A 25,972-nucleotide genomic window follows, 5' to 3' on the forward strand; every position below is an offset into this window, starting at 1 on the left:
GTGCTCACCCCCGGATGTAGTGCCAGGGTGCGAGGATGCGCTGGCGCAGGATGCGCTCGAAATGGCCGGGGTCGTGCGCCTTCAGCACCTGCGCCTCGCGGGGCAGGTGGTAGTCCCACAGGCGAGACAGCCAGAAGCGCAGCGCCCCGGCGCGCAGCAGCGCCGGCAGCAGGCGCGACTCGGCGTGGGTGATCTCGCGCTCGCGGTCGTAGGCGGCCAGGAAGGCGGTCGCGCGTTCCTCCACGAGGCGGCCGCTCTCGAGGTCGACGCACCAATCGTTGAGGCAGACCGCGATGTCGAACAACCAGGTGTCGATGCCAGCGAAATAGAAGTCGAAAAAGCCGCTGAGCGTGTCGCCCTCGAACATCACGTTGTCGCGGAACAGGTCGGCATGGATGGGCCCGCGCGGCAGCTCGGCATACAGCGGCGAGCTGTACAGGGTCTGCTGGAAGGTCAGCTCCGCCTCCAGCAGCTCGCGCTCGGGCGCGCTCAGGTAGGGCGCCACCACCGGCACCGTCTCGGCCCACCATTCGATGCCACGCAGGTTGGGCTGGCTGCGCGGGTAGTCGCGCCCGGCCAGGTGCAAACGGGCCAGCATCGCACCGACCTGCTCGCAGTGCTGCTGGCTGGGCGCCAGCTGGTGGCCGCCGCGCAGCCTGTCCACCACCGCGGCCGGCTTGCCCTGCACGGTGTGCAGGATCTCGTCGGCAGCGTCGGCCTGCGGCTCGGGCACCGGGATGCCGCGCACCGCGAGGTGTTTCATCAGGTGCAGGTAGAAGGGCAGCTGCTCGAAGCTCAGGCGCTCGAACAAGGTGAGTACGTACTCACCTTTCGCGGTGCTGAGGAAGTAGTTGGTGTTCTCGATGCCGGAGCTGATGCCCTTCAACGCGGTGACGGCACCGAGGCCGAGGCGGCCCGCCAGGGCGGAGGCATCTTCGAGGGAAACGGGCGTGAAAACGGCCATGACGGTCGGCGTGCGCTGCACGCGGCTGGATGAAACGGAAGACGGCGGCGGCTCAGAACGACAGGAGGTGCCAGACGCGTTGGCCGGCGGCACCCCGCCCGCCCTCGTTCGACAGGTCGCGGCTGCCATCAGCCGGCAGCACTTCGTAGGCCGCGCCGCCCTTCTTGGGTTGCACCGCGATGCGGCGGTTCTGGCCGCGCACGCGCAACTCGTCGATGCGCGCGTTGTCGTCCTCGATGCGGGTGCGCTGCACCGCTTCTTCCTGGGCGCCGCCGCGTGCGCCTTGCGCGGCCTGAGGGGCGGTGGCCGCGGCGGGCTGCGCGCTGCCGGGCACCGCCGCACCGGGCTGGGCGAGGGCGGGGACGGCTGCGGCGGCGAGCAGGGCGGCCAGACAGGACAGGCGGCAGGCAAAGCGCTTCATCATGGCCCCGATTTTAGGCCCGCTTGCATCTGCCGGCGCGGCGCGGGCAGGGCTTGCAGGAAAATGCCGCCATGAGCGACAACACCCTGCTGCTGGTCGACGGCTCCAGCTACCTCTATCGCGCCTTCCACGCCATGCCCGATCTGCGCAATGCGCAGGACGAGCCGACCGGCGCGATCTACGGAATGATCAACATGCTGCGCAGGCTGCGCGAGCAGTTCCCGGCCCGCCACGCGGCCTGTGTCTTCGATGCCAAGGGCGACACCTTCCGCACCCAGTGGTATGCCGACTACAAGGCCCACCGCCCGCCGATGCCCGAGGCGCTGGCGGCCCAGATCGAGCCCATCCATGCGGTGGTGAAACTGCTGGGCTGGCCGGTGCTCGAGGTGCCGGGCGTGGAGGCCGACGACGTCATCGGCACGCTCGCCTCGATGGCTTGCAAGCACGGCCGCCGGGTGATCGTCTCGACCGGCGACAAGGACATGGCCCAGCTCGTCAACGAGAACGTCACGCTGATCAACACGATGAGCAACGAGACGCTGGACGTCGCGGGCGTGCAGGCCAAGTTCGGTGTGCCGCCGGAGCGCATCATCGACTACCTGACCCTGATCGGCGACGCGGTCGACAACGTGCCGGGTGTCGACAAGGTGGGTCCGAAGACCGCGGTCAAGTGGATCCTCGAGCACGGCTCGCTCGACGGTGTCGTCGCCGCGGCCGACAAGATCAAGGGGGTGGCCGGCGAGAACCTGCGCAAGGCGCTGGCGTGGTTGCCGCAGGGCCGCCGGCTGATCACCGTGGTGACCGACTGCGACCTCAGCGGCCACGTGCTCAGCTGGCCCGAGTTCGATGCTCTGGAGTTCCGCGAGGTCGATCGCGAAGGCCTGCTGGCCTTCTTCACGCGCTACGGCTTCAAGACCTGGCGCAAGGAACTGGAGGAGCAGCTGGGCCGCCAGGCCGCGCTGCCGGCCGGCGAGACCGCCGACCTGTTCGGCGTCGGCGGGGCGCCCGCCGCTGCGGCCGCCCCGCCAGTGACGGACAAGCGCTACGAGACGGTGCTGGACTTCGCGGCGCTGGAGGCCTGGATCGCGCGGCTGAAGAGCGCGCCGCTGGCGGCGGTGGACACCGAGACCGACTCGCTCGACCCGATGCGCGCGCGTATCGTCGGCATCTCCTTCAGCGTGGCCCCGGGCGAGGCGGCTTATGTCCCGCTGCAGCACAGCTACGGCGACGTGCCCGAGCAGCTGCCGCTGGCCGAGGTGCTGGAGCGGCTGCGGCCCTGGCTGGAGGACCCGGCCTGCGCCAAGGTGGGCCAGCACATCAAGTACGACCTGCACGTGTTCGCCAACCATGGCATCGCGGTGCAGGGCTACCGGCACGACACGATGCTGCAGAGTTATGTCTTCGAGGCGCACAAGCCGCACAACCTGGAAAGCCTGGCGGCGCGCCACCTGGACCGCCAGGGCCTGAGCTACGAGGATGTCTGCGGCAAGGGCGCCAACCAGATCCCCTTCGCCCAGGTCGACGTGCAGCGCGCCACCGAGTACTCGGGCGAGGACAGCGAGATGACCCTGCACGTGCACCAGACCCTGTGGCCGCGCCTGGAGGCCGAGCCCGGGCTGCGCTGGGTCTACGAGCGCATCGAGATGCCCGTGTCGGCGCTGCTGCAGCGCATCGAGCGCAACGGCGTGCTGATCGACGCGGCGCTGCTGGCCCGCCAGAGCCAGGAGCTGGCGCAGCGCATCGTGGCGCTGGAGGGCGAGGCCCATGCGCTGGCCGGCCAGCCCTTCAACCTGGGCAGCCCCAAGCAGATCGGCGAGATCCTGTTCGGCAAGCTGCAGCTGCCGGTGGTCAAGAAGACCGCCAGCGGCGCGCCGTCCACCGACGAGGAGGTGCTGGAGAAGCTGGCCGAGGACTACCCGCTGCCGGCGCGCATCCTCGAGCACCGCAGCCTGTCCAAGCTCAAGGGCACCTACACCGACAAGCTGCCCTCGATGATCAACCCGGCCACCGGCCGGGTGCACACCAACTACGCGCAGGCGGTGGCGGTGACCGGACGCTTGTCGAGCAACGAGCCCAATCTGCAGAACATCCCCATCCGCACGCCGGAGGGCCGGCGCATCCGTGAGGCCTTTGTCGCGCCACCGGGGCATGTCATCGTCTCGGCCGACTACTCGCAGATCGAGCTGCGCATCATGGCGCACATCTCCGAGGACGCCACCTTGATCAAGGCCTTCACCGAGGGCATGGACGTGCACCGGGCCACGGCCGCCGAGATCTTCGCCGTGCCGCCCGAGGCGGTCACCAGCGAGCAACGCCGTTATGCCAAGGTGATCAACTTCGGCCTGATCTACGGCATGAGCGCCTTCGGCCTGGCGAGCAACCTGGGCATCGAGCAGAAGGCCGCGCGCGACTACATCGACCGCTACTTCCAGCGCTACCCGATGGTCAAGCGCTACATGGACGAGACGCGCGCCTCGGCCAAGGACAAGGGGTATGTCGAGACGGTCTTCGGGCGCCGGCTTTGGCTGCCCGAGATCAACAGTCCGAACGGACCGCGCCGCGGCGGCGCCGAACGCGCCGCCATCAACGCGCCCATGCAGGGCACCGCCGCCGACCTGATCAAGCTGTCGATGCTGGCGGTGCAAGAGGCGCTGGACGCCGCCGGCAAGGCGACGAAGATGGTGCTGCAGGTGCACGACGAACTGGTCTTCGAGGTGCCCGAGGCCGAGCTCGACTGGGTGCGTAGCGAGGTGCCGCGTGTGATGGCCTCGGTCGCCCAGCTCAAGGTGCCGTTGCTGGCCGAGGTCGGCGTGGGCCCCAACTGGGACCGCGCGCACTGAGTCCCGTGCCGACCGCGGGCATGCCCCCTGCCCCGACTGGAGCATGGACTTGCACGCATGGAAGCAGCGCGCCTGGAGCGCGGTGCCCCGGCCCCTGCGCCGGCCGGTCGCCGTGACGATCCAGGCGGTCAACGTGTGGGCCGACGAGCAGGGCCCGCAGCTGGGCGCCTCGATCGCGTTCTACTCGATGTTCGCGCTGGCGCCCCTGCTGGTGATCGTGATCACGATCGCCGGCGCCGTGTTCGGCGAGGAGGCCGCGCGCGGGCAGATCGTCGGTCAGATCCAGGAGCTGGTGGGCCTCGACGCGGCGCGCAGCATCGAGGCCATGATCGCGTCGTCCTGGCGCAGCGACAACAGCGGTCTGGCCGGCCTGCTCGGCGTGGCGGCGCTGCTGGTGGGGGCGAGCGGGGTGTTCGTGGCCTTGCGCAACGCCCTCAACCGGCTCGGGCGCCTGACCGAGCAGCCGACCGGCCTCGGCGCCTTCGTGCGGGCGCGGCTGGTCGCCTTCGCGCTGGTGCTGGGTTTCGGCTTCCTGTCCATCGTCTCCTTGATCGCGAGTGCGGCGCTGGCCGCGCTGGGAGCCTATCTGTCGCAGCGTTTCCCGCCGCTTGGCGGCGTGATCGCGGCGCTGGACGTGACGGTTTCCACCATCGTGCTGTCCTTTGCCTTCGCGGCGCTGCTGCGCTGGCTGCCGGAGTCGCCGCCGGCGTGGCCGGCCGCCTGGCGCGGCGCGCTGGTCAGCGCTTTGCTGTTCGCGGTCGGCAAGCACCTGATCGGCCTCTACCTGGGCCGCGCCAGCGTCTCCTCCAGCTACGGCGCAGCCGGCTCCTTCGTGGTGCTGATGCTGTGGGTCTACTACGCCTCGCAGATCCTGCTGCTGGGCGCGGCCCTGGCGTGGTGCCTAAATGGCGCGCGCGGCGTGCCGCCGACGGCGCCATCCTGACGCGGGAGCAGGGGGTTCAGTGCTTGGCGGCACCGGGCCCGCCCCGGTTGCCCTGCGGCGGGGCCGGCGGCAGGCGGTGGCCCGAAGGCAAGGAGCCGGTCTCGTGCGCCTGGTCCTTCATCGAGTAGACCTCCAGCCGGTTGTAGAGCGTCTTCAGGCTGATGCCCAGCACCTCGGCGGTCTTGCGCTTGACCTGACCGCAGCGCTCCAGGGTGGCCATCGTGACGCGGCGCTCGACCTCGTCGAGCGGGGTGCCGATGCGGATGCTGATGACGTCGGCCGGCCCGGACTCCATCGTGGTCTCGCTGGTCTCGGCCGCCTCGACGACGTCGTCGGCCAGGATGAAGGCGCGCTGCACGTAGTTGCGCAGCTCGCGCACGTTGCCGCTCCAGTTCTGCTCGTAGAGCCGTGCGATGGCCTGCGGAGAGAAGCTCTTGAGCGTGCCTTCCTGGCGGTTCAGCTCATCGAGGAAATGCTGCGCCAGCGTCTCGATGTCGTTGCCGCGTTCGCGCAGCGGCGGCAGCACCACCGGGAAGACATTGAGGCGGTGGTAGAGGTCCTCGCGGAAGCGACCCTCGGCGACGGCTTTCTCGGGCAGCCGGTTGGTGGCGGCGACCAGGCGCACGTCGGTCGAGATCGGCTGGGTGGTGCCCACGCGCACGAAGCTGCCGGTTTCCAGCACCCGCAGCAGCTTGACCTGCAGCTCCATCGGCATCTCGGTGACCTCGTCGAGCAGCAGGGTGCCGCCGTTGGCGCGCTCGAAAAAGCCGATGTGCTGGCGGTCGGCGCCGGTGAAGCTGCCCTTTTCGTGGCCGAACAGCTCGCTTTCGATCAGCTGCGGCGAGATTGCGCCGCAATTGACGCCCAGGAAGGGACAACGCTTGCGCCGGCTCAGGTCGTGCAGCGTGCGGGCGGCCAGCTCCTTGCCGGTGCCGCTTTCGCCGATCAGCAGCACCGTGGCGGAGGTCGGTGCCACCCGCGCCAGCTTGTCGTAGAGCGACTGCATGGCGGGCGATGCGCCCAGCAGCAGGCCGAAGCGGCCGGCCCTGCGCAGCTCGCCTCGCAGCTCACCGATCTCGTGGCGCAATTCGGCCGCCTCCGGCTGGCGCTTGAGGATGCCGCGCAGGCGCTCGACGTCGACCGGCTTGACCAGGTAGTCGGTGGCACCCAGGCGCAGCGCCTCGACCACGCTGTCCACCGAGGCGTGGCCGGTGATGGCGACGACCTCGGTCTGGGCCGGGGCTTCCAGGTCGTGCACCAGCTGCAGGCCGTTGCCGTCGGGCAGCTGGATGTCGGTCAGCAGCACCTCGGGCTGCTGACGCACCAGCTGGACCCGCGCGGCACGCAGCGAATCCGCAGTGGCCACGGTGCAGCCTTCGGCCTCTGCGACCTCGCTCATCCACCCGAGCTCGTCGGGCGAATCGTCAACAATCAGGACATGCGGCATGTGACGTGACGCGCTGAGTCTCGGGGGACAACAGGGCCGGTCGGATTTGCTGTGCGATTTACACAAGCGCCGGCCGGCCGTGCGACGGCAGGTTTACTTGTCGGCAGGGCGCACGATGATGTCGTTGCGCACGCTCTTGGCGCCCGGAACGCTGCGCGCCAGATCGGCGGCTTTCTGGCGCTCGGCCTCGCTGGCGGCGAAACCCGCCAGCTGGACCGTGCCATTCTGCACTTCTACCTGAATGCGCGAGGCCGCGACGGTCGAATCCTGCGCAAACTTGGTCTTCACGCGGGTGGCGACCGTCGCGTCGTCGACGTACTCGCCCACCGAACTTTGGCCGCTGGTGACGGCGCAGCCGGTGCTGGCCAGCACGGCAGCGGTGGCAATCATCCCGGCGACAAACAGCTTCTTCATGGATCACTCCTTGGTGTTGATAAACCCTCGCGGCCTGTGGCCGCCAGCCCCAGGCAGGAACGCAACCAGCGTGCCCGGCCCCCCGTTTCAGGCTCCCGCCGGCTTGGCCGCCGCCCGCCGCCCGGTGCCGCTGCGGCTGCCGGCATGCCCTGTCGGGTGTCCCGCGGCGTGCCCGTTCGCATGGCCGTTCGTGTGTCCGTTCGCATGTGCGCCGGCGTGGCCGTTCGCCGGTTTCGCCGGATGCGGGCCAGGGAGGGCGGCCGCATGGCCGGCGCTGCTCGGGCGCGGCGCCGGCGCAGTCCGCACGCCTCGGGCCAGGCGGGCCAGCAAGTCGCCGGTGGCCGCCACACCTTCGGCCAGGTTGAAGTGCCGCTCGGCGCGCTCGCGCGCGTGTTGTCCCATGGACCTCAGGGTTTCGGGCTGTCCGAGCAGCTTGACGATCAGCGCGCCCATCCCGTCAAAGTCGCCAGGGCTGACCAGCGCACCTGTCAGACTGTGCTGGACCATGTCGGGCACGCCGCCGACCCGGGTCGCGACCACCGGCAGCCCGCACGCCATCGCCTCCATCAACGCCAGCGGCATGGCCTCGGTGTGCGAGGTGGAGACCACCAGGTCGAGTTCGGCGAAGACCGCCGGCATGTCGGCCTGCAGCCCCGCGAGGTGGGCGTAGCCGCTCATGCCGAAGCTCTCGATGAATCTGGCGCACTGCTGGGCCATCGGACCGTCGCCGACCAGGACAAAACGCGCCTCGGGGCAGCGGCCATGGGCGATCAGCGCCGCACGCAGAAAGCTCTCCGGCCCCTTCTCCCACGACAGTCGGCCGACGAAACCGACCAGGGGCGCCTCGGCGGCAATGCCGAAGCGCTGTCGCAGCGCGCCGTCGCGCACCCGCTGCGGGCGAAACACCTCCAGGTCGGCCCCATTGGGGATCAGGTGCAGCTGCGCCGCCGCCACGCCCAGGGTCAGCGCGTGGTAGTAGGTGTACTGGCAGACCACGCTGAGGTGGGTGCCGGCGAGCCGGTGGGCCTCCAGGTCGGCCACGTGCAGTTGCCGCCCGTGCACGGTGGCGAGCACCGGTGTCTCGGTGAGGCGGCCGGCGAGGGCTGCGAGCAGGTGGGCGTTGGGCAGATGCGCCTGGACCACGTCGATGCCCTGGGCGCGGATCAGCGCCGCGGTGGTCTGGATCGAGGCCCAGGGCGGGTCGTCGGGCATGGGCACGATCAGCACCTCGGCGTCCAGCGCGCGCAGCTGTTCGCTGAACGGGCTCTCCCAGGGGCACAGCGCGGTGACCCGGAAACGCTCGCGAGGCAGCCGCTCGATGAGGCGCGAGACATAGGTCTCCATGCCGCCGACGATGGCGTTGCCGACGATTTGCAGGACGTGGGTCTGCTCGGGGGTGTGCGTTGAAGCCATGGTGCGCAGGACGGTCGACGCTGCCTTTCAGCAGCACACAGGGGACAAGCCCGGCGGGCGGTCTTCGTCCCCACGGAGGAGAGAGGTGAACAGGCGGCCGGTGGAGGCCAGCAGCCGCGACTCCGGCTCAGCCTCCGGCGGGCCTTGTTTCGCTCGGGCCGCCCGCATGGCGGCCTCTCCCGCATCCAGGCCGAGCCAGGCCGCCGCGGTGCCGCTCCAGATGCGCTCGCGTCCGCGCGCGTCGACCTCCAGCTCGTCCAGCAGATCGACCACCCAGCCCTTGCGCTCGGCGATGTGGGCACCGCTGCAGGGCAGGAAACAGTCGCTGCCGAACTGCAGCAGGTCGGGCCCCAGCACCGCCAGCGCCTTGGACAGCACCTCGCGCCGGTAGACGGGTGGGGGGCCGAAGGAGATGTCGAAGCGGAACATCACGTGGTCCGGCGCGACGCCGTGGATCAGCTCGATCAGGCCGACGGCGATCGCCTCGTCGGTCCAGGGCCAGCCCAGGTGGGCCAATGCCACCTTGAGGCCGGGGTAGTCGCGCAGCGCCTCGAAAAAGGTCGGCCGGCAGAAGCGCCCGGAGCGCCCGTCGATGAAGATGCCGCTGTGGAACAGCAGCGGCAGCTTCAGCTCGTGGGCCTTGGCGAACAGCGGCTGCACCTCGGTGTCATAGGGATACCAGCCGGTGGGCACCATCTTCACGCCGCGCAGACCCTGATCATAGGCGCGCTGCAGGTCCTCGGGGGCGTCCTTGCTGCGCGGGTCGAGCACCGCGAAGCCGATCAGCCGGTCCTCGTGGCCGCGCACCAGTCGCGCCAGATGCGCGTTGCCGCGGCGCAGCGAGGCCGGGTCCTCGAGCGAATAGCCTTCGCTGAGGAAGGGCGCCAGCAGCACCGCCATGTCGATGCCGGCCTGGTCGAGCGAGCGCAGCACCTCGCTGCTGCGCTCCTGGCCGGTACAGTGGACGTGGGCGTCGATGATCATGCCGCCGACCCGGCCCGGACGACCGATGCTGCCGTGCCCGCCGCCTGGGCCTGCGCCTGCTCGGCGGCGCGACGGCCGGCCAGGAAGGCATGGTCGGAGTTGTAGTACTCCCACTCGCTGTAGCGGCCGGCCAGCACGATGCCGTGTCCCGCCAGCCAGTCGCGGATGCGCGCGACGTGGCCGGCGCGGGCATGGTCGTAGACCACGTAGGCGCCGGGCATGTCGACCTGGTGGCTGCAGATCAGGCGGTCGTCCTCGCGCAGCATGCCGACGCGGCGGCAGTCGTCCACCACGCGGTCGATCAGCGCCTGGCCCTCGCAGGGCAGCGGCTTGGAGGCCGAGTGGGTGATCTCGCAGGTCAGGCCGAAGCCGCCGGGCGGGTTGCAGTGCGGGCTGGCGTTGCCCTGCACGAAGATGCGGTGGAACACCGTGTCCTCGGGGTAATAGATCCAGTGCTTGTCGGTGAGCGCCTCGCGCGCCACACCCAGGTTGACGCAGCGCACCGAGACATGCCGCAGACCCGCGGCGGCGGCCTTGACCTCGGCCGGCGCCTCGGGGCCGCAGGCGGCCACCAGCTGGGGCAGGGCCATGGTGCTGATGAGGGTCTCGTACTGCAGGGTGCGGCCGTCGTCCAGGCGCACCAGGCGCTGCGAGGGCGAGACCTGCACGACCCGGGTGTTGAGCGACAGCTCGGCCTGCAGGTGCGGCAGGAAGGCGTCCATCAGCGCCTGGAAGCCGCCGCGCAGCGGGTAGCCGAAGCGCGCATTGGGCCCCATTGGCGGCGGTGACGGCTGCAGCGCCCCGGCGATCATCTGTTCGAGGTCGGGCAGCGGCACCCGACCGCCCAGCCAGGAGGTCTCCATCTCCGACAGCGGCACGGCCCAGAGCTTGCGGTTGTAGGGGACGGCGAAGTGGCGGGCGATGCCGGCGCCCCAGACTCGGTAGATGAACTCCTCGAAGTTGGCCGGCGGCGCGCTGTCGGTCGGGGGCGATGCGGCCCCGCCCTTGAGCGGGCCGAAGCGGGCCTCGATCGCGCCCACCAGGCATTCCTGCAGTACCTCGGGTGGCAGCCCGTAGAGCGAGCCCTGGAAGGGATAGCGGGTGTAGACCTGCTTGCTGTAGATCCAGGCCTCACGGTTCTGCCAGTGCAGGTTGTCGCCCAGCAGCGTGTCGTACATCTCCAGGACGTAGGGATCCTGCGAGAACAGGATGTGACCCGCGTGGTCGAAGGTGAAGCCCTGGTCCCGGATCGAGCGGCACCAGCCGCCGACGCGGTCCTCGCGCTCGATCAACACGGTGTCCGCGCCCAGGTGGTAGGCGGCCGACAGCCCGGTGGGCCCGGCGCCGATCACGACGTGGCGCACCGAGCGCAGCGCCGGCGCCTGGCTGGCCCCGCTGCCGGGTGCCAGCGGCACGGCCGGCGCCGTGGTGCCCGGCGCCGCGCCGGTCGAGGCAGGCTGGCGCGACGCACGGCGATGCAGCGCCGCGTCGATCAGCGCGCCGATGGCGCGCGCGGTCGCGTCCCACGAAGTGCTCGCCACGCAGGCCCGCATGACCTCGACGCGGACGCTGCGCTCGGCCTCCGACTCGGCCAGCGCGTCGGCGCAGGCCGCGATGAAGGACGCCGGGTCGTGGCCGACCCGCACGTGCTCGCCGTAGAGACCCGTGACGTCGCGGATGGGCGTGCTGACGACCGGCTTCTCGGCGGCCATGTACTCCAGCGTCTTGGTCGGGCTGATGAAACGTGTCGACTCGTTCAGCGCGAAGGGCAGCAGACAGACGTCCCAGCCGGCCACCAGCGCCGGCAGGCGCTCGTAGGGCTGCTGGCCGAGCCAGTGGATGTTGGGCCGCTGCGGCAGCTGGGCCGGGTCGATCTTGACGACGGGCCCGGCCATCACCAGCTGCCAGTCCGGGCGGGCGTCGGCGAGTGCCGCCACCAGGGGAGCGTCCAGGCGTTCGTCGATGACGCCGAAAAAGCCCAGCCGCGGGGCCGGGATATTGGCGTGCAGGGCGTGGGCAGCGTTCGCCTCGGGCGAGCGCCCCGCCGTCGCGGGCGCGAAATGGCCGGCGTCCACCGAGCTGGGGAAACAATGCAGGTGCGGGTTCTGGCCGCGCTTGGCCTCGTAGAGGCTGGGGCCGCCGGTGATAACCAGGTCCGCCGTCTTCATCAGGGCCGACTCGCGCTGGCGCATCTGGCGCGGCGCGAACTTGAAGGCCGACAGCTCGTCCATGCAGTCGTAGATGACGGCGCGCGGCTGCAGGCCGGTCAGCAGCGGCAGCGCCATCGGGGTGTAGAACCAGACCAGGTAGTCGGCGATGCCGTGGGCTTCGATGTGCTGCTGCACCAGCGGCTTCAGCACCGAGAGCTGGTCGTCGTGGAAGCCCGCGGCGTCCACCGGCGTATGCGGCCGCAGCACCTCCACCCCCTCGCAGGGATGGAAGGACTGCAGGCGCGGCGCGCCCTCCTCATGCACCGGTTCCTCGACAAACAGCACCCGGTACTGAACCGCCAGGCGCGACAGCAGGTGCTGCGGACGCTGGTAGACGAAGTCCCAGCGCAGGTGCGAGAAGACGAGCAGGGTGGGTCGTGACATCGTGGTGCTTCCTGTTGAAGTGCAAGTCGCCGAGGCGCTGCTGCCAGCGGCGCAAAACCCGTGCATAGGGCCGGTTCAGGACGCGCCCGGGCGGCTGCCCGGGCGGCCGGGCGCTGCCCGGGGTCGCGACGTCCCACAGGCCGCTGTGGTGCCAGTGGCCCTCGTCGTCCCAGTCGTGCCGGTCGACGATGGGATAGAGGCAGAGACCCAGCAGCGGCACGCCGGCCTGGCGGATGCGCTCGGTCTCCTGCGCCATCTCGTGCAGCCACTGGCCCCGGCCGACGCCGACATGGCTGGTCTCGGCGACGATCATCGGGTGCCGATAGCGCTCCCAGGCCTCGCGCGCAAGCTCGCCGAAGGGCAGGCGGCGCGGATCCCGGAGGTGCCACTGCAGGCGCCTTTCGGTGCCCGCCTCCCACTGGCCGCTGTGGTAGTGGTTCAGGCCCAGCAGGTCCAGCGCCGCCTCGCTGCCGCCCAGCTCGGGCTCGAGCCGGCCGGCAAGCAGGTCCCAGGTCTGCCACTGGTAGCTGCGGATCTCCGCGGCCAGCGGCGCCAGCTCGGGCCGGTCATTCGGCGCGACCACGTGCAGCACCGGCTCCACGTGCAGGAAGCGCGCGCGCGGATCCACTGCCCGCATTGCCTGCATCGCCTCGATCGCTGCCCGCACCAGGCGACGCTTGACGCTGTAGCCGCTGGCGCGGGTGCTGCCGCTGGCGCCGTCGGAACGCGGCCCGTAAGGCGAGACCAGCCGCGTTTCGCTGACCGCCCACGAGAGGAAGCTGATCTCGTTGATCGGCGTGTAGACAGGGGGGAGCTCCGACAGCGGCTTGAGCGCCCGCGCGACGGCTTCGGCAAAACGCACGAAGCGCGGGATGAAACGGTCGTCGAAGATGTCGACGTCGGCCGGCATGCCGTAGTGCATCAGCGTCCACAGGACCTGCAGCCCGTGGTGCTGCGCCGCTCGGGCCAGCTGCAGGGCGCGTCCGAGGTCGATCGCGCCACCCTGCGGCTCCGCCAGCCGCCAGCCTATGCTCTCGCGCACCGTGCGCAAGCCCCAGCGAGCCAGGTGTCGGTAGTCGGCGTCGAGTTGGTCGAGGTGGCCGGTGCTGCGCACCATGTCCAGCGGCTGGTCGCGGCTGTTGCGATGGTCGGCGCCCTCGAAGCCGGCCATCCAGAACGAGGCCAGCGGAGGGCAGGGCCAGGGGCCTTGCTGCTGCTGCCGGCCCCCGGACGACGGGAGCGAGGGCGAGCGCGACATGGGCGGTGCGGCAGCGGCCTTCAGCGGGCGGCCTTGCGGTTGGACTCGTGGCGGCCGGCGCGGGCCGCTGGCGAGACCTCGGTCTCGACGTGCTCGCTCTCGGCTTCCTCGTGGCCGGCGTGGTCCTCGCCCGCGGCCACGCCCATCTCGTTCTCGAGCTCGAGGCGGCGCTCGGTCATTTCGTCGAGCAGGTCCTCCCACTCGACGCGCGCCCGGCTGAGCTTCTCGAACAGCTCGCCTTCCTCTTCCTTGATGTGGTGCTTGACGTACTCGCCCAGCACGGTGAAGGTGGCGGCGAACTTGGGATCCTCGGCGGACATGCTGCGCAGCTGCTGGATCAGCGACTTCGCCGAGGCGTGCTCGACCTCGGCCTCCTCGATCAGCTCGGGCTCGTCCATGCCGCCGCGCGCAGCCGGGTAGAACAGCTCCTCCTCGAGCCGGGCATGCAGCTCCAGGTCGCTGCACGACCGATCGACAAGCTGCCGGCATGCCTTCACGTCGCGCTCGGGGTCCAGCCTCGCGAAGTCCCTGAAGGCCTTCTTCAGGCGCTTGTGGTCTTCCTTCAGCATCTCCAGAACATCCGAGCGCGCGCTCGAGGTGCGGGTCGTCATGACGTACTCCTTCTTGGCCCATGAAGTCGGTGAGTCAAGCAAGCCTTCAGCAATCGCTGTTCCTCGCCTGCTGCAAGGCGCTATCGCAAGCGGGCCGGGCAGTGGGCGGGCGCTGCCGGACGGCACGCCCCTTGCCCGACACGCAACATCATTGCCAGGAGACATTGCATGCCAACGAGCCGCCCACAGCCCGGCAGCGAGCCTCTCGGACGGCCCCCGTCCACCGAGCGGGACGGGCCGCGTCCCGACATCGGACAACGTGTGCAGACGGGGCAGACCACCAACAACGTGGCCCACAAGCGCAACCCGCGCCTGCCGCACGAGCGCGACGAATCCGCCGACAGCCAGGACCAGCAGCAGCCTCAGCAGGACGAGGTGATGCAGCAGGCCCACGACGACGTCGAGCGCGGCCTGGTGGACACGGACCGCGGCACGGTGATGGACAAGGTCTACAACGAGAAGCTCAAGGGCGACCGTCGATGAAGCTGCCGGCTTGCCTGCGGCGTGTCCTCGGCGGCGACAAGCGCGCAGAGCTTCCCCAGCCGCCGCGGCGTGGGCTGACGCTGCGCCGGGCGCTGATTCCTCTCGGCGGCGCCGAGCCGGTCGGCTGGTCGGCCCTGCGGGCGCTTCCCGTCGAGCTGCTGCCGGTGGTCGACCGGCCGCTGATCCACTACGCGATCAACGAGGCGCTGGCCGCCGGCATCGACGAGCTGGTGTTTGTCGTCGAGCGTTCGCACGAGGCGGTGGACGAGCAACTGGACGCCGAACTCGCGGTGCTGCCTGGCGGCGTGAAAGCGCATGTGCTGCGCCCCGGGGGCGAGGGCGGCCTGGCGCGGGCGCTCGCCAGCGCGCGGCCGCTGCTCGAGGATGACGCCTTCGCGCTGCTGCTGCCGGCGGAGTTTCTGCAGGGCGAGCCCGGTGTGCTGGCCCAGATGGCGGCGCAGTTCCCGCGTACGCCGGGCAGCATGGTGGCGGTCGAGGCAGCTGGCGCCGGAACCTCGGCGACCGCGGCACTCTGGGTGGAAACGGCGGTCAGCGACCTGCGGCTGGCCTGCGTCCGCGCGGTAGGGCAGGGCCGTCCGGCCGGCGCGCAGGGGCCGCAAGCCCGGATATGGACGGCGGCCGGCCGCTGCGTCTTCACACCTCGAGTCTTCGCCAACCTGGAGCCCTTGCGGCATGGCGCGCGGACGCGGAGTCCCGGCCTTCGCGACGCGCTCGCCGCGACGCTGCTGACCGAGCCGGTGTTCGCCTTTCGTTATACGGGTCGACGCTTCGATTGCGCCGCCCCATTGAGCTGGCTCGAGGCCAACCTCGTCCAGGCGTCCCGGCACCCCCAAGTTGCGGGGGAGTTTCAGCATTTATTGCGGCAAACCGCACAATTTGTTCCTGCCTCAGAGGATTTGTCGCAGGTCCAGGCGCGGGCTTTGCCTCTCCCTGGCCGGGCCGTTACGGGTCGCCCGCGGCTGACCTTGGTCAGAAATTAGGCAGGGCCCGCCCCTCGCCTGTTCCCTCCGCGGAGCCGGGAGCCAATACCGGGGCGGCTTGCGACACGCCGAGCCGCCGGTTGGGCGGCTGCGCCGCGCTGGAGACGCCGCACGGGCGTCCTCCATGGACTTTTGCTTCCCGATTGCTTGGCACAGGGGTTGCTCAAACAGGACGCGCCCGGGCCGGAGCACTGCCACCTCCGGCGGGTGCCGCCCGCTGCCGGGCAGGAGTTTCATTTCCCGCATCCACACTGATCCAGCCACCTCTGCCGTGCCGTACCGTCCTGCCTCCGCGCTCTCAAAGACACAGCGTGTCCCCCGCGGGAGCAGCTTGCGGACGTCACCGGCCTGTCTCATTTGTTTTCCATCCTTGCTCATTCTTATGCGCAACCCCATCCATCTGCCGGTAGCAGTCATGGGGGCTTTCATCGGGAGGACTGCATGAACGCACCGGTCATTCGACTCGAGCACCGGCAACACCAGACCCTGACGCCGCGCCTTCAACAGGCGGTCCGCCTGCTGCAGCTGTCGTCCCTCGACTTCGCTCAGGAGGTCAACCAGGCGGTAGGCAGCAATCCCTTCCTCGAGGAAGACAGCGACGCCCACGCCACGCCCCAGACGGCCCCGGACGCCGCCGCTGCGGAGCCGGCGGCCACCTGGAATGAAGTGACGCCGGTGTCGGCCCCGGCGGCCGACACCCCCTGGGACCGCGAAAGCTGGGGTTCCACGGGCGGTGGCTCGGGCCGCGGCGGCAGTGGCGACGGCGACCTCGACCTGGTCGAGATGGTGGCCGCCGACATCTCGCTGCGCCAGCACCTGCACAGCCAGATCAACGTCATGCCGCTGTCCCAGCGCGACCGGACCCTGGCCGGCACCATCATCGAAGCACTCGACGACGACGGCTACCTGCGCCTGACGCTGGAGGAGCTGCAGGGCCTGGTCGAGTGCTCGCCGGCGGCGGACGACACCGAGATGAACGTTGCGCTGAAGCTGGTCCAGTCGCTCGATCCGAGCGGCATCGCGGCGCGCGATGTGCGCGAATGCCTGCTGCTGCAGCTCAAGGACATCCAACCGGCCTCGGAACAGGAACTGGCGTGCCGCATCGTCGGCGAACACCTCGACCGCCTCGCCACGCGCGACGTCAACGGCTTGGCGCGCGCGCTCGGTGCCAGCGTGGCCCAGGTCGAGGCGGTGTGCGAGCGCATCCGCCACCTCGACCCGCGGCCCGGCTGGCGCTTCGGTCCCTCGAACACCCAGTTCGTCACGCCCGACGTGATCGTGCGCAAGGTGCGCGGCATCTGGACCGCCACGCTGAACCCGGACGTGATTCCCAAGGTGCGCCTGAACCAGGTCTATGCCGAGCTGTTCCAGCGCCACCGTGACTCGGGCCACTCCGAGCTCGCCGCCCACCTGCAGGAGGCGCGCTGGACGGTGCGCAACGTCGAGCAGCGCTTCGCGACCATCCTGCACGTGGCCCAGGCCATCGTGAAGCGGCAGCGGCACTTCCTGGAGTACGGCGCGCTGGCGATGAAGCCGCTGGGCCTGCGCGAGATCGCCGAGGAGCTGGGCCTGCACGAGTCCACCGTCTCGCGCGTGACCAACAACAAGTACATGGCGACGCCGTTGGGCGTGTTCGAGCTCAAGTACTTTTTCTCGCGTGCGCTGCCCACCGTCAGCGGCGGTTCCTGCTCGGCCACCGCGATCCGCGGCGTGATCAAGGACATGATCGAGGCCGAGGACGCGATGGATCCGCTCTCGGACGCCCAGATCGCACGCCAGCTGGCGCGCCAGGGACTCAGCGTGGCGCGCCGCACGGTCACCAAGTACCGTCAGATGATGCGCCTGCCCTCGGTCGAGAAGCGCCGCAAGCACGTCTGAGGGCGCGCTCTCGCGAGAGGAAGAAACACGCCGGCAATGCCGGCGTGTTTTGTTGGGGGCCGGGAGGTGGGCCTCCCGGCCGGCCTCACTTGGTCCTGGACGACGACGAGCCGCCCTGCGCCACCGAGCTGCCCGGCTGACCGCTGGCGCGGTTGCTCGCGTCGCTGCCGGCGGCCGAACCGGTGCTGGCCGACAGGCCGGCGCTGCCTGCGGTCGAACCGGTGGAGCCGGCGCCGCTGCTGCCCGCGTTGGCCGTGCCCGAACTCGCGCCCAGGCCCGAGGAGGTGTCGCCGGTGGTGGTGCCGGTGCTGCCGGCGGCTGAGCCGCCTATCCCGGAACCGCCCATGCCCTGGCTGCCCTGGCCGGCGCTGCCCGACTGGCGGCCCTGGCGCCACTGGTTGAACTCATCGGAGAACTTCTTGTAGCGCTCCTGGCGCCACTGGTGGTAGTCCTCGTCGAGGTTGCGCAGCTGCTCGGTGCGCCACTGGTGGTAGTCCGGATCGACGTGGCGCTGGCCCTGGTAACTGTAGCCCTCGTGCCCGCCAGCGCCGCCATAGTTGCGCTGGTAGGTGCCGCTGGAGTGCTCGTCATAGGACTGGCCGCCGTAGCCGCCGCCCCGGTAGTCGTCGCCCTGCACGCTATAGCCGCCGCCGTAGCCCGCGCCGCTGCTGCCACTGCCGTAGCCGCCGTAGACGCTGCCGTAGCGGCCAGCCTGGGGATCGCGCTGCTGACCGCCGTACTGGCCGCGCTGCTCCTGGCCCCCGCCGTAGCCGCCGCCCTGCGCTTGGCCGAACTGGTTGCCTTGCTGCTGCCCGTACTGGCCACGGCCTTGCTGGCCACCGCCGTATTGCTGCTGCCCGCCGCCGTACTGGCTGCCGCCGCGCTGGCCATAGGACTCGTCCTGCCCACCGTAGCCGCGCGAGCCTTCCCAGCCTTGCGAGCCGCCCTGCGGCCCCTGCGAACCGTAGCTGCCGGCGTAGCCGCCGGTGCTGTACTGGCTGCCGCGCTGGCCGCCGGTGTAGTAGTCGCCCATCGAGCCGCGGCCGCTGTCGAAATCGCTGCCGCCCTGGTAGTTCGAGCCGCCGCCGTAGCCGCCTCCGAACTCGCTGCTGCGGGCGCCTTCATAGTCGCGCCCCTGGCCGCGGCCCTGCCAGCGCTCGGGCGAGCCCCAGCGGTCGTCGCTGCGCGAGCGGTAGTCGTCGTCGCTGCCCTCATTGCGACGCTGATCTCCATAGTTTCGTTGCTGCATCGTTGATCCTTTCAAGCCTGGTGGTGATCGAGCTCCTGACTGCGCCATCTGCAGAAAACGTTGAGGACCGACGCTCGCTGGCGGACGGGGCACTTCTACAAGTCCGTGTAGCCTTTACCAGGCACGCAGGGCGGCGTCAGGCCTCGGTTTTTGGGTCTTCGTTTCCTTCACGCAGCACACCAATCGAGCAAGGGCTGTTCCTGTGGCTTAGTCCACTGAATCAGGGAATGGCACCCCCGCCGGGGAGTCTGAGGGGGCGAGGCTAGGCGCGGCGCGCAGCCCAGGCTGGACGCCTGGGCAAGCGGCGCAACGACGCCTCGGCCCCTCAGACTCCCCGGCCCGCAGGGTGAGGCCCCAAGCCGGCCCACTCGTCGTTGCGAGCCTTCGCCGGGGCCCGACCCCGGCTGTGTCTCGCGCCTAGATTGGGCCGGCTTGGGGCCTCACGGGGGTGCCATTTCCCTGATTCAGTGGACTAAGGACCAGGGCCGGCCGTGCACAATGCGGGTTGCTACAGACCACAGGCCACCGGCCGCCAGCAGGATTCCATGGAGACCCTTTACCTCGTTCTCGCCGTGATCGGCGCCTACCTGATCGGCTCGCTGTCCTTCGCGGTGATCGTCAGCCGCGTGATGGGGCTGAGCGACCCGCGCACCTACGGCTCCAACAACCCGGGCGCCACCAACGTGCTGCGCTCGGGCAACAAGACCGCGGCCATCCTGACCTTGCTGCTGGACGCCGTCAAAGGTGTGGTGCCGGTGCTGTTGGTGCGGGCCTGCGGCGAGCCTTTCGGGCTCGGCGAAGGTGCGGTCGCCCTGGCCGGCCTGGCGGCTTTCCTCGGCCATCTGTTTCCGGTGTTCTTCCGCTTCCAGGGCGGCAAGGGTGTGGCGACGGCGGCCGGCGTGCTGCTCGCGATCAATCCCTGGCTGGGCCTCGCGACCCTGGCCACGTGGCTGATCGTCGCCTTCTTCACTCGCTATTCCTCGCTGGCCGCGCTGGTCGCCGCGGCGTTCGCGCCGTTTTTCCAACTGCTGGGCTGGGGCCCGGGCGCCACGCTGGGGGCGGTGCTGGTGATGAGCCTGCTGCTGGTCTGGCGGCATGCGGCCAACATCCGCAAGCTGATCGAAGGCAAGGAAAGCAAGATCGGCCAGAAGTCCTCGCCGGCGGCCCCGGCCGCGGCACCGAAAAAAGGGGCCTGAGCGATGGTCACGCGTTTCCATGTCGGCCCCCGCCTGTCGGAGATGGCGGTTCACAACGGCACCGTCTGGCTGGCAGGCCAGGTGCCTGACAACGAGACCCTGGACATCCGCGGCCAGACCGCCGAGGTGCTGGGCATGGTCGACCGGCTGCTGGCCGAGGCCGGCACCGACAAGCGCCACATGTTGATGGCGCAAATCTTCCTCGCCGACCTGGCCGACTTTGCGGGCATGAACGAGGTCTGGGACGCCTGGGTCCCGGCGGGTCATGCGCCGCCCCGGGCCACGGTGCAGGCGGCGCTGGCCCGTCCCGGCTGGCGCATCGAGGTGGTGGTCACCGCGGCCCTGCCGGCCGCATCGTCGTGAGTCGGGTGCGCCGCTTCCTGAGCCTCGCCGTGATCGCCGGCGTGCTGCTCGGCGGTGCGGCGCTGGCGCGCTGGTGGAGCGAGCGGGAGATCGAGCGGGCGCTGGTGAGGCACGCCGGCCCGCACGACATCGTCATGTTCACGACCACCGACTGCCCTTACTGCGCCGAGGCGCGCAGCTGGCTCGATGCGCGGCAGGTGCCCTACACCGAATGCAACACCAGCACCAGCGCCGCCTGCCGCACCAGCTACGAGCGGCTGCGGGCGCCCGGCGTGCCGACGCTGGTGGTGCGCGGCGAGCGCCAGGTGGGCTTCGACCCGGAGCGCATCGCCCGGGTGCTGCAGCGCTGATCCGGGCCGAGGACCCGCTCAGGCCAGGCCCAGCACGTCCAGCGCTCCGCGGCCGACGCGCACCACGCGCGGTGCGTCCTCGGTGAGGTCGATCACGGTGGTCGGCTGCATCGGGCAGGCGCCGGCATCGACCACGGCCTGGAGGGACTTCTCGAAGCGCTCGCGGATCTCGGCCGCATCGTTCAGCGGCTCGTCCTCGCCCGGCGGGATCAAGGTGGTCGCGAGCAGCGGCTGGCCGAGCACGGCCAGCAACTCCTGGGCGACACCATGCCCCGGGACACGCAGGCCTATCGTGCGCCGCGAGGGGTGCGAGACGCGGCGCGGCACTTCCTTGGTGGCTTCGAGGATGAAGGTGTAGGCGCCCGGCGTGCCGAGCTTGAGCAGGCGGTACTGCCGGTTGTCGACCTTGGCGTAGCTCGCCAGCTCCGAGAGGTCGCGGCACAACAGCGTGAGGTGGTGTTTGTCGTCGACGCCGCGGATGCGGCGCAGCGACTCGGCCGCGCCCTTGTCGTCGAGGTGGCAGACCAGCGCATAGCTGGAGTCGGTCGGGATGGCCGCGATGCCGCCCGCGTGCAGGATCTGGGCGGCCTGCTTGAGCAGGCGCGGCTGGGGATTGTCGGGATGGACTTCGAAGTACTGGGCCATGGACCCATTGTCGGCGCCGACTCAGGGCCGGCTGGTCACCGACCGTTTCGAAGCCTGCCCGTCACACCTGCACACGCTCGCTCAGGGCCTCCCAGACCGGGCTCAAGCCGCTGCTCAGGAAGGGCAGGCTGCCGAGGTCGGTGTGGCTCTCGGAGGGCGAATGAAAGTCGGAGCCGCGCGAGGCGAACAGGCCGAACTCGGCCGCCACGCCCGCGTACTTGACGTAGTCCTGGGCCGTGTGGCTGCCGGTCACCACCTCGACGCCACGGCCGCCGATGTCCTTGAAGTGCGAGAACAGCGCGTACTCCTCGTTGGCGCTGAACTTGTAGCGCCCGGGGTGGGCCACCACCGCGATGCCGCCGGCGCCGGTGATCCAGGCCACCGCATCGTCCAGCGTGGCCCAGCGGTGTTCGACATAACCGGGCTTGCCCTCGGTGAGGTACTTGCGGAAGACCTCCTGGGTGTCGCGGCAGGCGCCCACCTCGACCAGATAGCGGGCGAAGTGGGTGCGCGAGATGAGGTCGGGGTTGCCGACGTACTTCAGCGCGCCTTCGTAGGCGCCGGCGATGCCGACACGCTCCAGGTCGGCCGACATCTCGCGCGCCCGCAACTCGCGCCCGCCGCGCGTGCGCGCCAGGCCGGCCGCGAGCCCGGGGTCGGCCACGTCGAAGCCCAGGCCGACGATGTGCACGGTCTCGCCGGCGAAAGTGACCGAAATCTCGGTGCCGCTCAGGTAGGGCAGGCCGAGTGCTGCGGCAGCCTGTGCCGCGCGCTGCTGACCGCCGACTTCGTCGTGGTCGGTCAGCGCCCACAACTCCACCCCGTTCGCCTTGGCGCGGGCGGCGAGTTCCTCCGGCGTGAGGGTGCCGTCGGAAACGTTGGAGTGGCAGTGCAGGTCGGCGTTCTGGATGTTCACCGGCACATTGTAGGGAGCCCGCTTCGGCGCCGCCGGCGCAGCGAGCAAAGTCCTTGCCCGCTGCTGCGGCGACCGCCCGTCGCCCGGCCCACGCCGTTCAAGGCTGCAGCCGCACGATCCGGCCGTCCTCGCTGTCGGTCAGGATGTAGAGCCAGCCGTCCGGGCCTTGCCGCACGTCGCGGATGCGCTCGTGCAGGGTCTGCAGCAGGCGCTCCTCGCGCACCACCTTGCGGCCGTCGAGTTCGAGCCGCACCAGCACCTGCGCGCGCAGCGCACCGACCACCAGGTTGCCCTGCCAGCCGGGATAGCGCTCGCTCGTCACGAAGGCCATGCCGCTGGGCGCGATCGACGGCACCCAGTGGAGCAGCGGCTGTTCCATGCCCGCCTTGGTGTTGCCTTCGCCGATGCGCAGGCCGGTACCGTACTCGCGGCCGTAGGTGATCACGGGCCAGCCGTAGTTCTTGCCACGCTCGGCGATGTTGACTTCGTCACCGCCCTGCGGCCCGTGCTCGTGGGTCCACAACTCGCCGGTCTGCGGATGCAGCGCCGCGCCCTGCACGTTGCGGTGACCCCAGCTCCAGATCTCCGGCCGCCCCGGCGGCTTGCCCACCAGCGGGTTGTCCCCGGGGACCCGCCCGTCGGCCTCGATGCGGACGATCTTGCCCAGGTGGTTGTCCAGCTCCTGGGCCTGCTGGCGCGGACCGAAGCGGTCGCCCAGGGTGACGAACAGCCGGCCGTCGCGGCCGAACACCAGGCGCGAGCCGAAGTGGTTGCCGCCCTTGTATTTGGGCGCCTGCCGGAAGATCACGCTCAGCTCGGTCAGCCGCTCGCCCTGCAGCCGGGCACGCGCCACCGCGGTGCCGCTGCCACCTTCGCCCGCCTCGCTATAGCTGAAGTAGATCCAGCCGTTGTCCTTGAAGCGTGGATCGACGGCGACGTCGAGCAGGCCACCCTGGCCGCCGGCGTCGATGGCGGGCAGCCCGGCCAGCGGCGGGCCCAGCCGGCCCTGGGGCGAGACCAGACGCAGCCGGCCGGGGCGTTCGGTCACCAGCATGCGGCCGTCGGGCAGGAAGGCGAGACCCCACGGGTTCTGCAGCCCGCGCGCCACCGTCACCGGCTTGAGGGCTGCGGCAGACAGGGGCCAGGCCCCGGCGATCAGGGCCAGGGTGAGCAGGGCGGCACGTGAGAGCCGCGGCACGAGGGTGGGGCGGACGGACCGAGGGCACATGCAAGACTCCGTGGGCGTTGTGCTGGGGGCCATCCTACTGTGTATGGTGCCGCCCGGCACCGTGCTGCCGCCTTGCCCGCCGGTCCCGCCGTCTCAGGCCTCGATGCGCAAGATGCTCGCGGGTGCGCCGTCGGTGAGCAGGTAGAGGCCGCCGTCCGGGCTCTGCTGCACGTCACGCAGCCGCTGGCCCAGTTCGGCAAACAGCGGCTCGCGCCTGAGCACCTGGGGCTCGGCCGGGCTGCCGCCCAGCTCGATGCGCCACAGCGCAAGTCCGGCCAGCGTCGCGACGAACAGGCTGCCGCGCCACTGGGGGAAACGCCCGCCGGTATAGAGCAGCAGGTTGCTGGGGGCGATCGAGGGCTGGCCCCACCAGGTCAGCGGCTGCTCCATGCCGGCCTTGGTCGGCCCCTCGCCGATCGCCGCGCAGCCGTCGTACTCGCAGCCGTAGGTGATCACGGGCCAGCCGTAGTTGCGGCCGTGGCGGGTGATGTTGATTTCGTCGCCGCCGAAAGGGCCGTGTTCGCTGGTCCAGAGCTCGTCGGAGTCGGGGTGCAGCATCGCGCCTTGCGGGTTGCGGTGGCCGTAGCTCCAGATCTCCGGCAGCGCGCCCGGCGTGTGCACGAAGGGGTTGTCGCCGGGCACACTGCCATCGGTTCGGATGCGCACCACCTTGCCCTGGTGGTAGGCGAGGTCCTGGGCGTGCACCCGCTCGCCCGGCTCGCGGCGGTCGCCGAGGGTGATGAACAGCATGCCGTCCCGGCTCACGGCCAGCCGGCCGCCCAGGTTCTCGCCGCTTTCCACCGGCGGCCACTGCCGGAAGATGGGCTGCAGGTTTTCCAGCGCGGTGGCATCGGCGCTCAGGGTCGCGCGGGCGGCCATCAGGCAGTTGAGCGGCGGCTCATCGCCGGCGCAGGCGGCGGTGTAGCTGAGGTAGACCTGCCGGTTGCGCTCGAAAAAACGGTCCACCACGATGTCCAGCAGTCCGCCGTGGCCGCGGTATTCGACCTCCGGAACGCCGGCCACGGGTGCCGACACGAGCCGGCCGTCGACCTCGACGAGGCGCAGTCGGCCGGGCCGCTCGGTGACCAGCAGCCGGCCGTCGGGCAGGAAGGCCATGCCCCAGGGCAGCTCCAGCCCGGTGGTGTGGGGCAGCGCGCGGGGCCCCGGGGGCGCGGCCGCCCCGGTGGCGCAGCCGGTCAGGCCGGCGAGCGCCCCGGCGGCGGAGAGGGCGCCGACCTGCAAGCAGAGGCGGCGGCCGGGAGAAGCGACCGCGTCGTCCGGGCAGGCCGGACGACGGGGAGGGGCAAGGTACTGCATCGGGTGGAATTCCAGCGGGCGGCCAAGCGGCCCCAAAACCCGGCAGGGTAACGCGACCAGAGGCCTGCCCGGTGCTTCACATTGAAACCGATTTTCCCTGCCGTGACGCTCCCTCGCCGGCTCGGCAGCCGGCCCTCAGCGCTCCAGGCGGTAGATGCGCGAGTTGCTCTCGTGGTCGGTCAGCACGTAGAGCCAGCCGTCCGGCCCCTGCCGCACATCGCGGATGCGCGCGCCGAGGTCCGCCAGCAGCTTCTCCCGGCCCACCACCCGATCCCCCTCGATTTCCAGCCGCCACAGCGCCGTGCCCTTCAACGCCCCGGTGAAGAGGTGGCCCTTCCACTCCGGGAACCGGTCGCCGGTGTAGAAGGCCAGCCCGCTCGGTGCCGTCGAGGTCGGCGTCCAGGTGGTCAGGGGCTCCGGGTACTGCGGGGCGTGCGTGCCGCCGCCGATACGGCATGCGTCGCCCTCCGGCGAGCCGTACTCGCAACCATAGCTGACCAGTGGCCAGCCGTAGTTCTGGCCGGCGCGCACGATGTTGATCTCGTCGCCGCCCTGCGGGCCGTGCTCGCAGACCCACAGCTCGCCGGTCCCGGGGTGCAGGGCCGCGCCCTGCGGATTGCGGTGGCCGCGGCTCCAGAGCGCCGCCTGCGGGCCGCTCGCCGTGGCCCACGGGTTGTCGGGAGGAATGCTGCCGTCACTGCGGATGCGCACGACCTTGCCGAGGTGGTTGTCCAAGGTCTGCGCCTTGACGCGCGTCGCGGCGTCCGAGCGCTCGCCCAGCGTGATGAACAGCGTGCGGTCGCGGCGGAACACCAGGCGGCCGCCGAAGTGCTTGTCGCCGTTGTACTTGGGGGCCTGGCGGAAGATCACGGTCACCTCTTCGAGCCGGGTCTCGTCCTGGCTCAAGCGAGCCCTGGCGACCGCCAGCCCGTTGGCGTCGCTCTGGGCCGACTCGCGCTCGGAGTAGCTGAGGTAGAGGCGCCGGTTGGTGGCGAAGTCGGGGTCGAGCACCACGTCGAGCAGGCCGCCCTGGCCGACGTGGGCCACGTCCGGAACCCCCGCCAGCGGGACGCCGGTGCCGCCCAGGTTGCTGCTGAGCAGGCGAAGCTGGCCGGGCTTTTCGGTCACCAGGGCCCGCCCGTCCGGCAGGAAACACAGGCTCCAGGCCGAAGCCAGGCCGCCGGTGAGCGCAGTGACTTTGAGCGGTCCTGGCGGGCGCGGCGGCGGAGGAGGCGGCGGCGGTGGCGGCGGATCCGGATCGTCGGAGCCGCCGCAGGCGGCCATGCCGGCCGCGCTCAGGGCGCTGAGGGCCGCCAGGCGAGCCAGGACACGGCGTCGGTCGGGATGGGGGAGGGCGTCTTGGTCTTCTCGGTCCATGCTGGCACTTCGGCTGTGGCAGTGAAGGAATTGCCAGAGTAGCCAGCTGGGAAACGTTCACGCAACGGAGGGTAACCGGT

General features: G+C 70.6%; 23 protein-coding genes. 8 read left to right on the forward strand and 15 right to left on the reverse strand.

From position 1 onward, the window contains the following. Positions 1–4: 4 nt before the first annotated feature. Together OOT46_RS00675 and OOT46_RS00680 are read right to left on the reverse strand one after the other, a co-directional pair. Positions 5–964 carry a homoserine kinase gene (locus OOT46_RS00675; protein WP_265401876.1) on the reverse strand — a complete coding sequence of 320 codons (960 nt, stop codon included), beginning with the start codon at positions 962–964 and terminating at the stop codon, positions 5–7. Positions 965–1,016: 52 nt separating this feature from the next. Beyond that, positions 1,017–1,388: a hypothetical protein gene (locus OOT46_RS00680; protein WP_265401646.1), complete on the reverse strand. Its 372-nt coding sequence runs from the start codon at positions 1,386–1,388 to the stop codon at positions 1,017–1,019. A 68-nt stretch (positions 1,389–1,456) separates the two neighbouring features. Here OOT46_RS00680 and polA point away from each other — a divergent pair, with 68 nt between their 5' ends. Both polA and OOT46_RS00690 read left to right on the forward strand, forming a co-directional pair. Then, a complete protein-coding gene (gene polA / locus OOT46_RS00685) occupies positions 1,457–4,225 on the forward strand; it encodes a DNA polymerase I (protein WP_265401647.1) in 2,769 nt (922 codons plus the stop codon). 43 nt (positions 4,226–4,268) lie between these two features. Further along, complete coding sequence (locus tag OOT46_RS00690; RefSeq protein WP_265401648.1) at positions 4,269–5,168, forward strand: YihY/virulence factor BrkB family protein; 900 nt, start codon at positions 4,269–4,271, stop codon at positions 5,166–5,168. 16 nt (positions 5,169–5,184) lie between these two features. Here OOT46_RS00690 and OOT46_RS00695 read toward each other — a convergent pair whose 3' ends face one another. The 7 genes from OOT46_RS00695 to OOT46_RS00725 form a co-directional block, all read right to left on the reverse strand. Next, positions 5,185–6,615, reverse strand: coding sequence for a sigma-54-dependent transcriptional regulator (locus OOT46_RS00695; RefSeq protein ID WP_265401649.1), 1,431 nt, complete (start codon positions 6,613–6,615; stop codon positions 5,185–5,187). Positions 6,616–6,708: 93 nt separating this feature from the next. Further along, the gene (locus OOT46_RS00700; RefSeq protein ID WP_265401650.1) at positions 6,709–7,029 is read right to left on the reverse strand and encodes a BON domain-containing protein; all 321 of its coding nucleotides are present in this window, start codon (positions 7,027–7,029) and stop codon (positions 6,709–6,711) included. An 87-nt stretch (positions 7,030–7,116) separates the two neighbouring features. Next, a complete protein-coding gene (locus OOT46_RS00705; protein WP_265401651.1) occupies positions 7,117–8,442 on the reverse strand; it encodes a glycosyltransferase in 1,326 nt (441 codons plus the stop codon). 27 nt (positions 8,443–8,469) lie between these two features. Then, complete coding sequence (locus tag OOT46_RS00710; RefSeq protein WP_265401652.1) at positions 8,470–9,426, reverse strand: amidohydrolase family protein; 957 nt, start codon at positions 9,424–9,426, stop codon at positions 8,470–8,472. Beyond that, the gene (locus tag OOT46_RS00715; protein WP_265401877.1) at positions 9,423–12,005 is read right to left on the reverse strand and encodes an FAD-dependent oxidoreductase; all 2,583 of its coding nucleotides are present in this window, start codon (positions 12,003–12,005) and stop codon (positions 9,423–9,425) included. Before OOT46_RS00715 ends, OOT46_RS00710 begins: the two co-directional genes overlap by 4 nt. Next, on the reverse strand, positions 11,893–13,278 hold the full coding sequence (locus OOT46_RS00720) for a hypothetical protein (RefSeq protein ID WP_265401653.1): 1,386 nt from the start codon (positions 13,276–13,278) through the stop codon (positions 11,893–11,895). The genes OOT46_RS00715 and OOT46_RS00720 overlap by 113 nt, the downstream gene beginning before the upstream one ends. A gap of 20 nt (positions 13,279–13,298) precedes the next feature. After that, positions 13,299–13,889, reverse strand: a complete 591-nt coding sequence (locus OOT46_RS00725) for a hemerythrin domain-containing protein (RefSeq protein WP_265401654.1) — start codon at positions 13,887–13,889, stop codon at positions 13,299–13,301. Positions 13,890–14,057: 168 nt separating this feature from the next. Here OOT46_RS00725 and OOT46_RS00730 point away from each other — a divergent pair, with 168 nt between their 5' ends. The 3 genes from OOT46_RS00730 to OOT46_RS00740 all read left to right on the forward strand — a co-directional run bounded on the left by OOT46_RS00730 (position 14,058) and on the right by OOT46_RS00740 (position 17,251). Further along, positions 14,058–14,372 (forward strand): hypothetical protein, encoded by a 315-nt coding sequence (locus OOT46_RS00730; protein WP_265401655.1) that lies wholly within the window; start codon positions 14,058–14,060, stop codon positions 14,370–14,372. Continuing rightward, positions 14,369–15,373, forward strand: coding sequence for a sugar phosphate nucleotidyltransferase (locus OOT46_RS00735; RefSeq protein ID WP_265401656.1), 1,005 nt, complete (start codon positions 14,369–14,371; stop codon positions 15,371–15,373). The genes OOT46_RS00730 and OOT46_RS00735 overlap by 4 nt, the downstream gene beginning before the upstream one ends. A 441-nt stretch (positions 15,374–15,814) precedes the next feature. Beyond that, positions 15,815–17,251: an RNA polymerase factor sigma-54 gene (locus tag OOT46_RS00740; RefSeq protein WP_265401657.1), complete on the forward strand. Its 1,437-nt coding sequence runs from the start codon at positions 15,815–15,817 to the stop codon at positions 17,249–17,251. An 85-nt stretch (positions 17,252–17,336) separates the two neighbouring features. Here the strand turns inward: OOT46_RS00740 and OOT46_RS00745 are convergent, their stop codons facing one another. Next, a complete protein-coding gene (locus OOT46_RS00745; protein ID WP_265401658.1) occupies positions 17,337–18,500 on the reverse strand; it encodes a hypothetical protein in 1,164 nt (387 codons plus the stop codon). Between the two features lie 545 nt (positions 18,501–19,045). Between OOT46_RS00745 and plsY the strand changes: the two genes are divergently transcribed. Genes plsY through OOT46_RS00760 form a run of 3 tightly spaced genes read left to right on the forward strand, consistent with a single transcriptional unit; the run spans position 19,046 to position 20,409 of the window. Continuing rightward, a complete protein-coding gene (gene plsY / locus OOT46_RS00750) occupies positions 19,046–19,696 on the forward strand; it encodes a glycerol-3-phosphate 1-O-acyltransferase PlsY (RefSeq protein WP_265401659.1) in 651 nt (216 codons plus the stop codon). A gap of 3 nt (positions 19,697–19,699) precedes the next feature. Continuing rightward, a complete protein-coding gene (locus OOT46_RS00755; RefSeq protein WP_265401660.1) occupies positions 19,700–20,059 on the forward strand; it encodes a RidA family protein in 360 nt (119 codons plus the stop codon). Continuing rightward, positions 20,056–20,409, forward strand: coding sequence for a glutaredoxin family protein (locus OOT46_RS00760; RefSeq protein WP_265401661.1), 354 nt, complete (start codon positions 20,056–20,058; stop codon positions 20,407–20,409). The genes OOT46_RS00755 and OOT46_RS00760 overlap by 4 nt, the downstream gene beginning before the upstream one ends. An 18-nt stretch (positions 20,410–20,427) precedes the next feature. Here OOT46_RS00760 and OOT46_RS00765 read toward each other — a convergent pair whose 3' ends face one another. From OOT46_RS00765 to OOT46_RS00785, 5 genes are all read right to left on the reverse strand, one after another. Beyond that, positions 20,428–21,054, reverse strand: a complete 627-nt coding sequence (locus OOT46_RS00765; RefSeq protein WP_265401662.1) for an L-threonylcarbamoyladenylate synthase — start codon at positions 21,052–21,054, stop codon at positions 20,428–20,430. 61 nt (positions 21,055–21,115) lie between these two features. Continuing rightward, positions 21,116–21,970: a 3',5'-nucleoside bisphosphate phosphatase gene (locus OOT46_RS00770; protein WP_416136127.1), complete on the reverse strand. Its 855-nt coding sequence runs from the start codon at positions 21,968–21,970 to the stop codon at positions 21,116–21,118. A 97-nt stretch (positions 21,971–22,067) separates the two neighbouring features. Further along, positions 22,068–23,198 carry a PQQ-dependent sugar dehydrogenase gene (locus OOT46_RS00775; RefSeq protein WP_265401664.1) on the reverse strand — a complete coding sequence of 377 codons (1,131 nt, stop codon included), beginning with the start codon at positions 23,196–23,198 and terminating at the stop codon, positions 22,068–22,070. Between the two features lie 93 nt (positions 23,199–23,291). Then, positions 23,292–24,515: a PQQ-dependent sugar dehydrogenase gene (locus OOT46_RS00780; RefSeq protein WP_265401665.1), complete on the reverse strand. Its 1,224-nt coding sequence runs from the start codon at positions 24,513–24,515 to the stop codon at positions 23,292–23,294. Positions 24,516–24,650: 135 nt separating this feature from the next. Beyond that, positions 24,651–25,892, reverse strand: coding sequence for a PQQ-dependent sugar dehydrogenase (locus OOT46_RS00785; protein ID WP_265401666.1), 1,242 nt, complete (start codon positions 25,890–25,892; stop codon positions 24,651–24,653). Positions 25,893–25,972 lie beyond the last annotated feature (80 nt).

Origin of the sequence: Aquabacterium sp. A7-Y (assembly GCF_026153205.1) — a bacterium.
Lineage (GTDB): Bacteria > Pseudomonadota > Gammaproteobacteria > Burkholderiales > Burkholderiaceae_C > Caldimonas.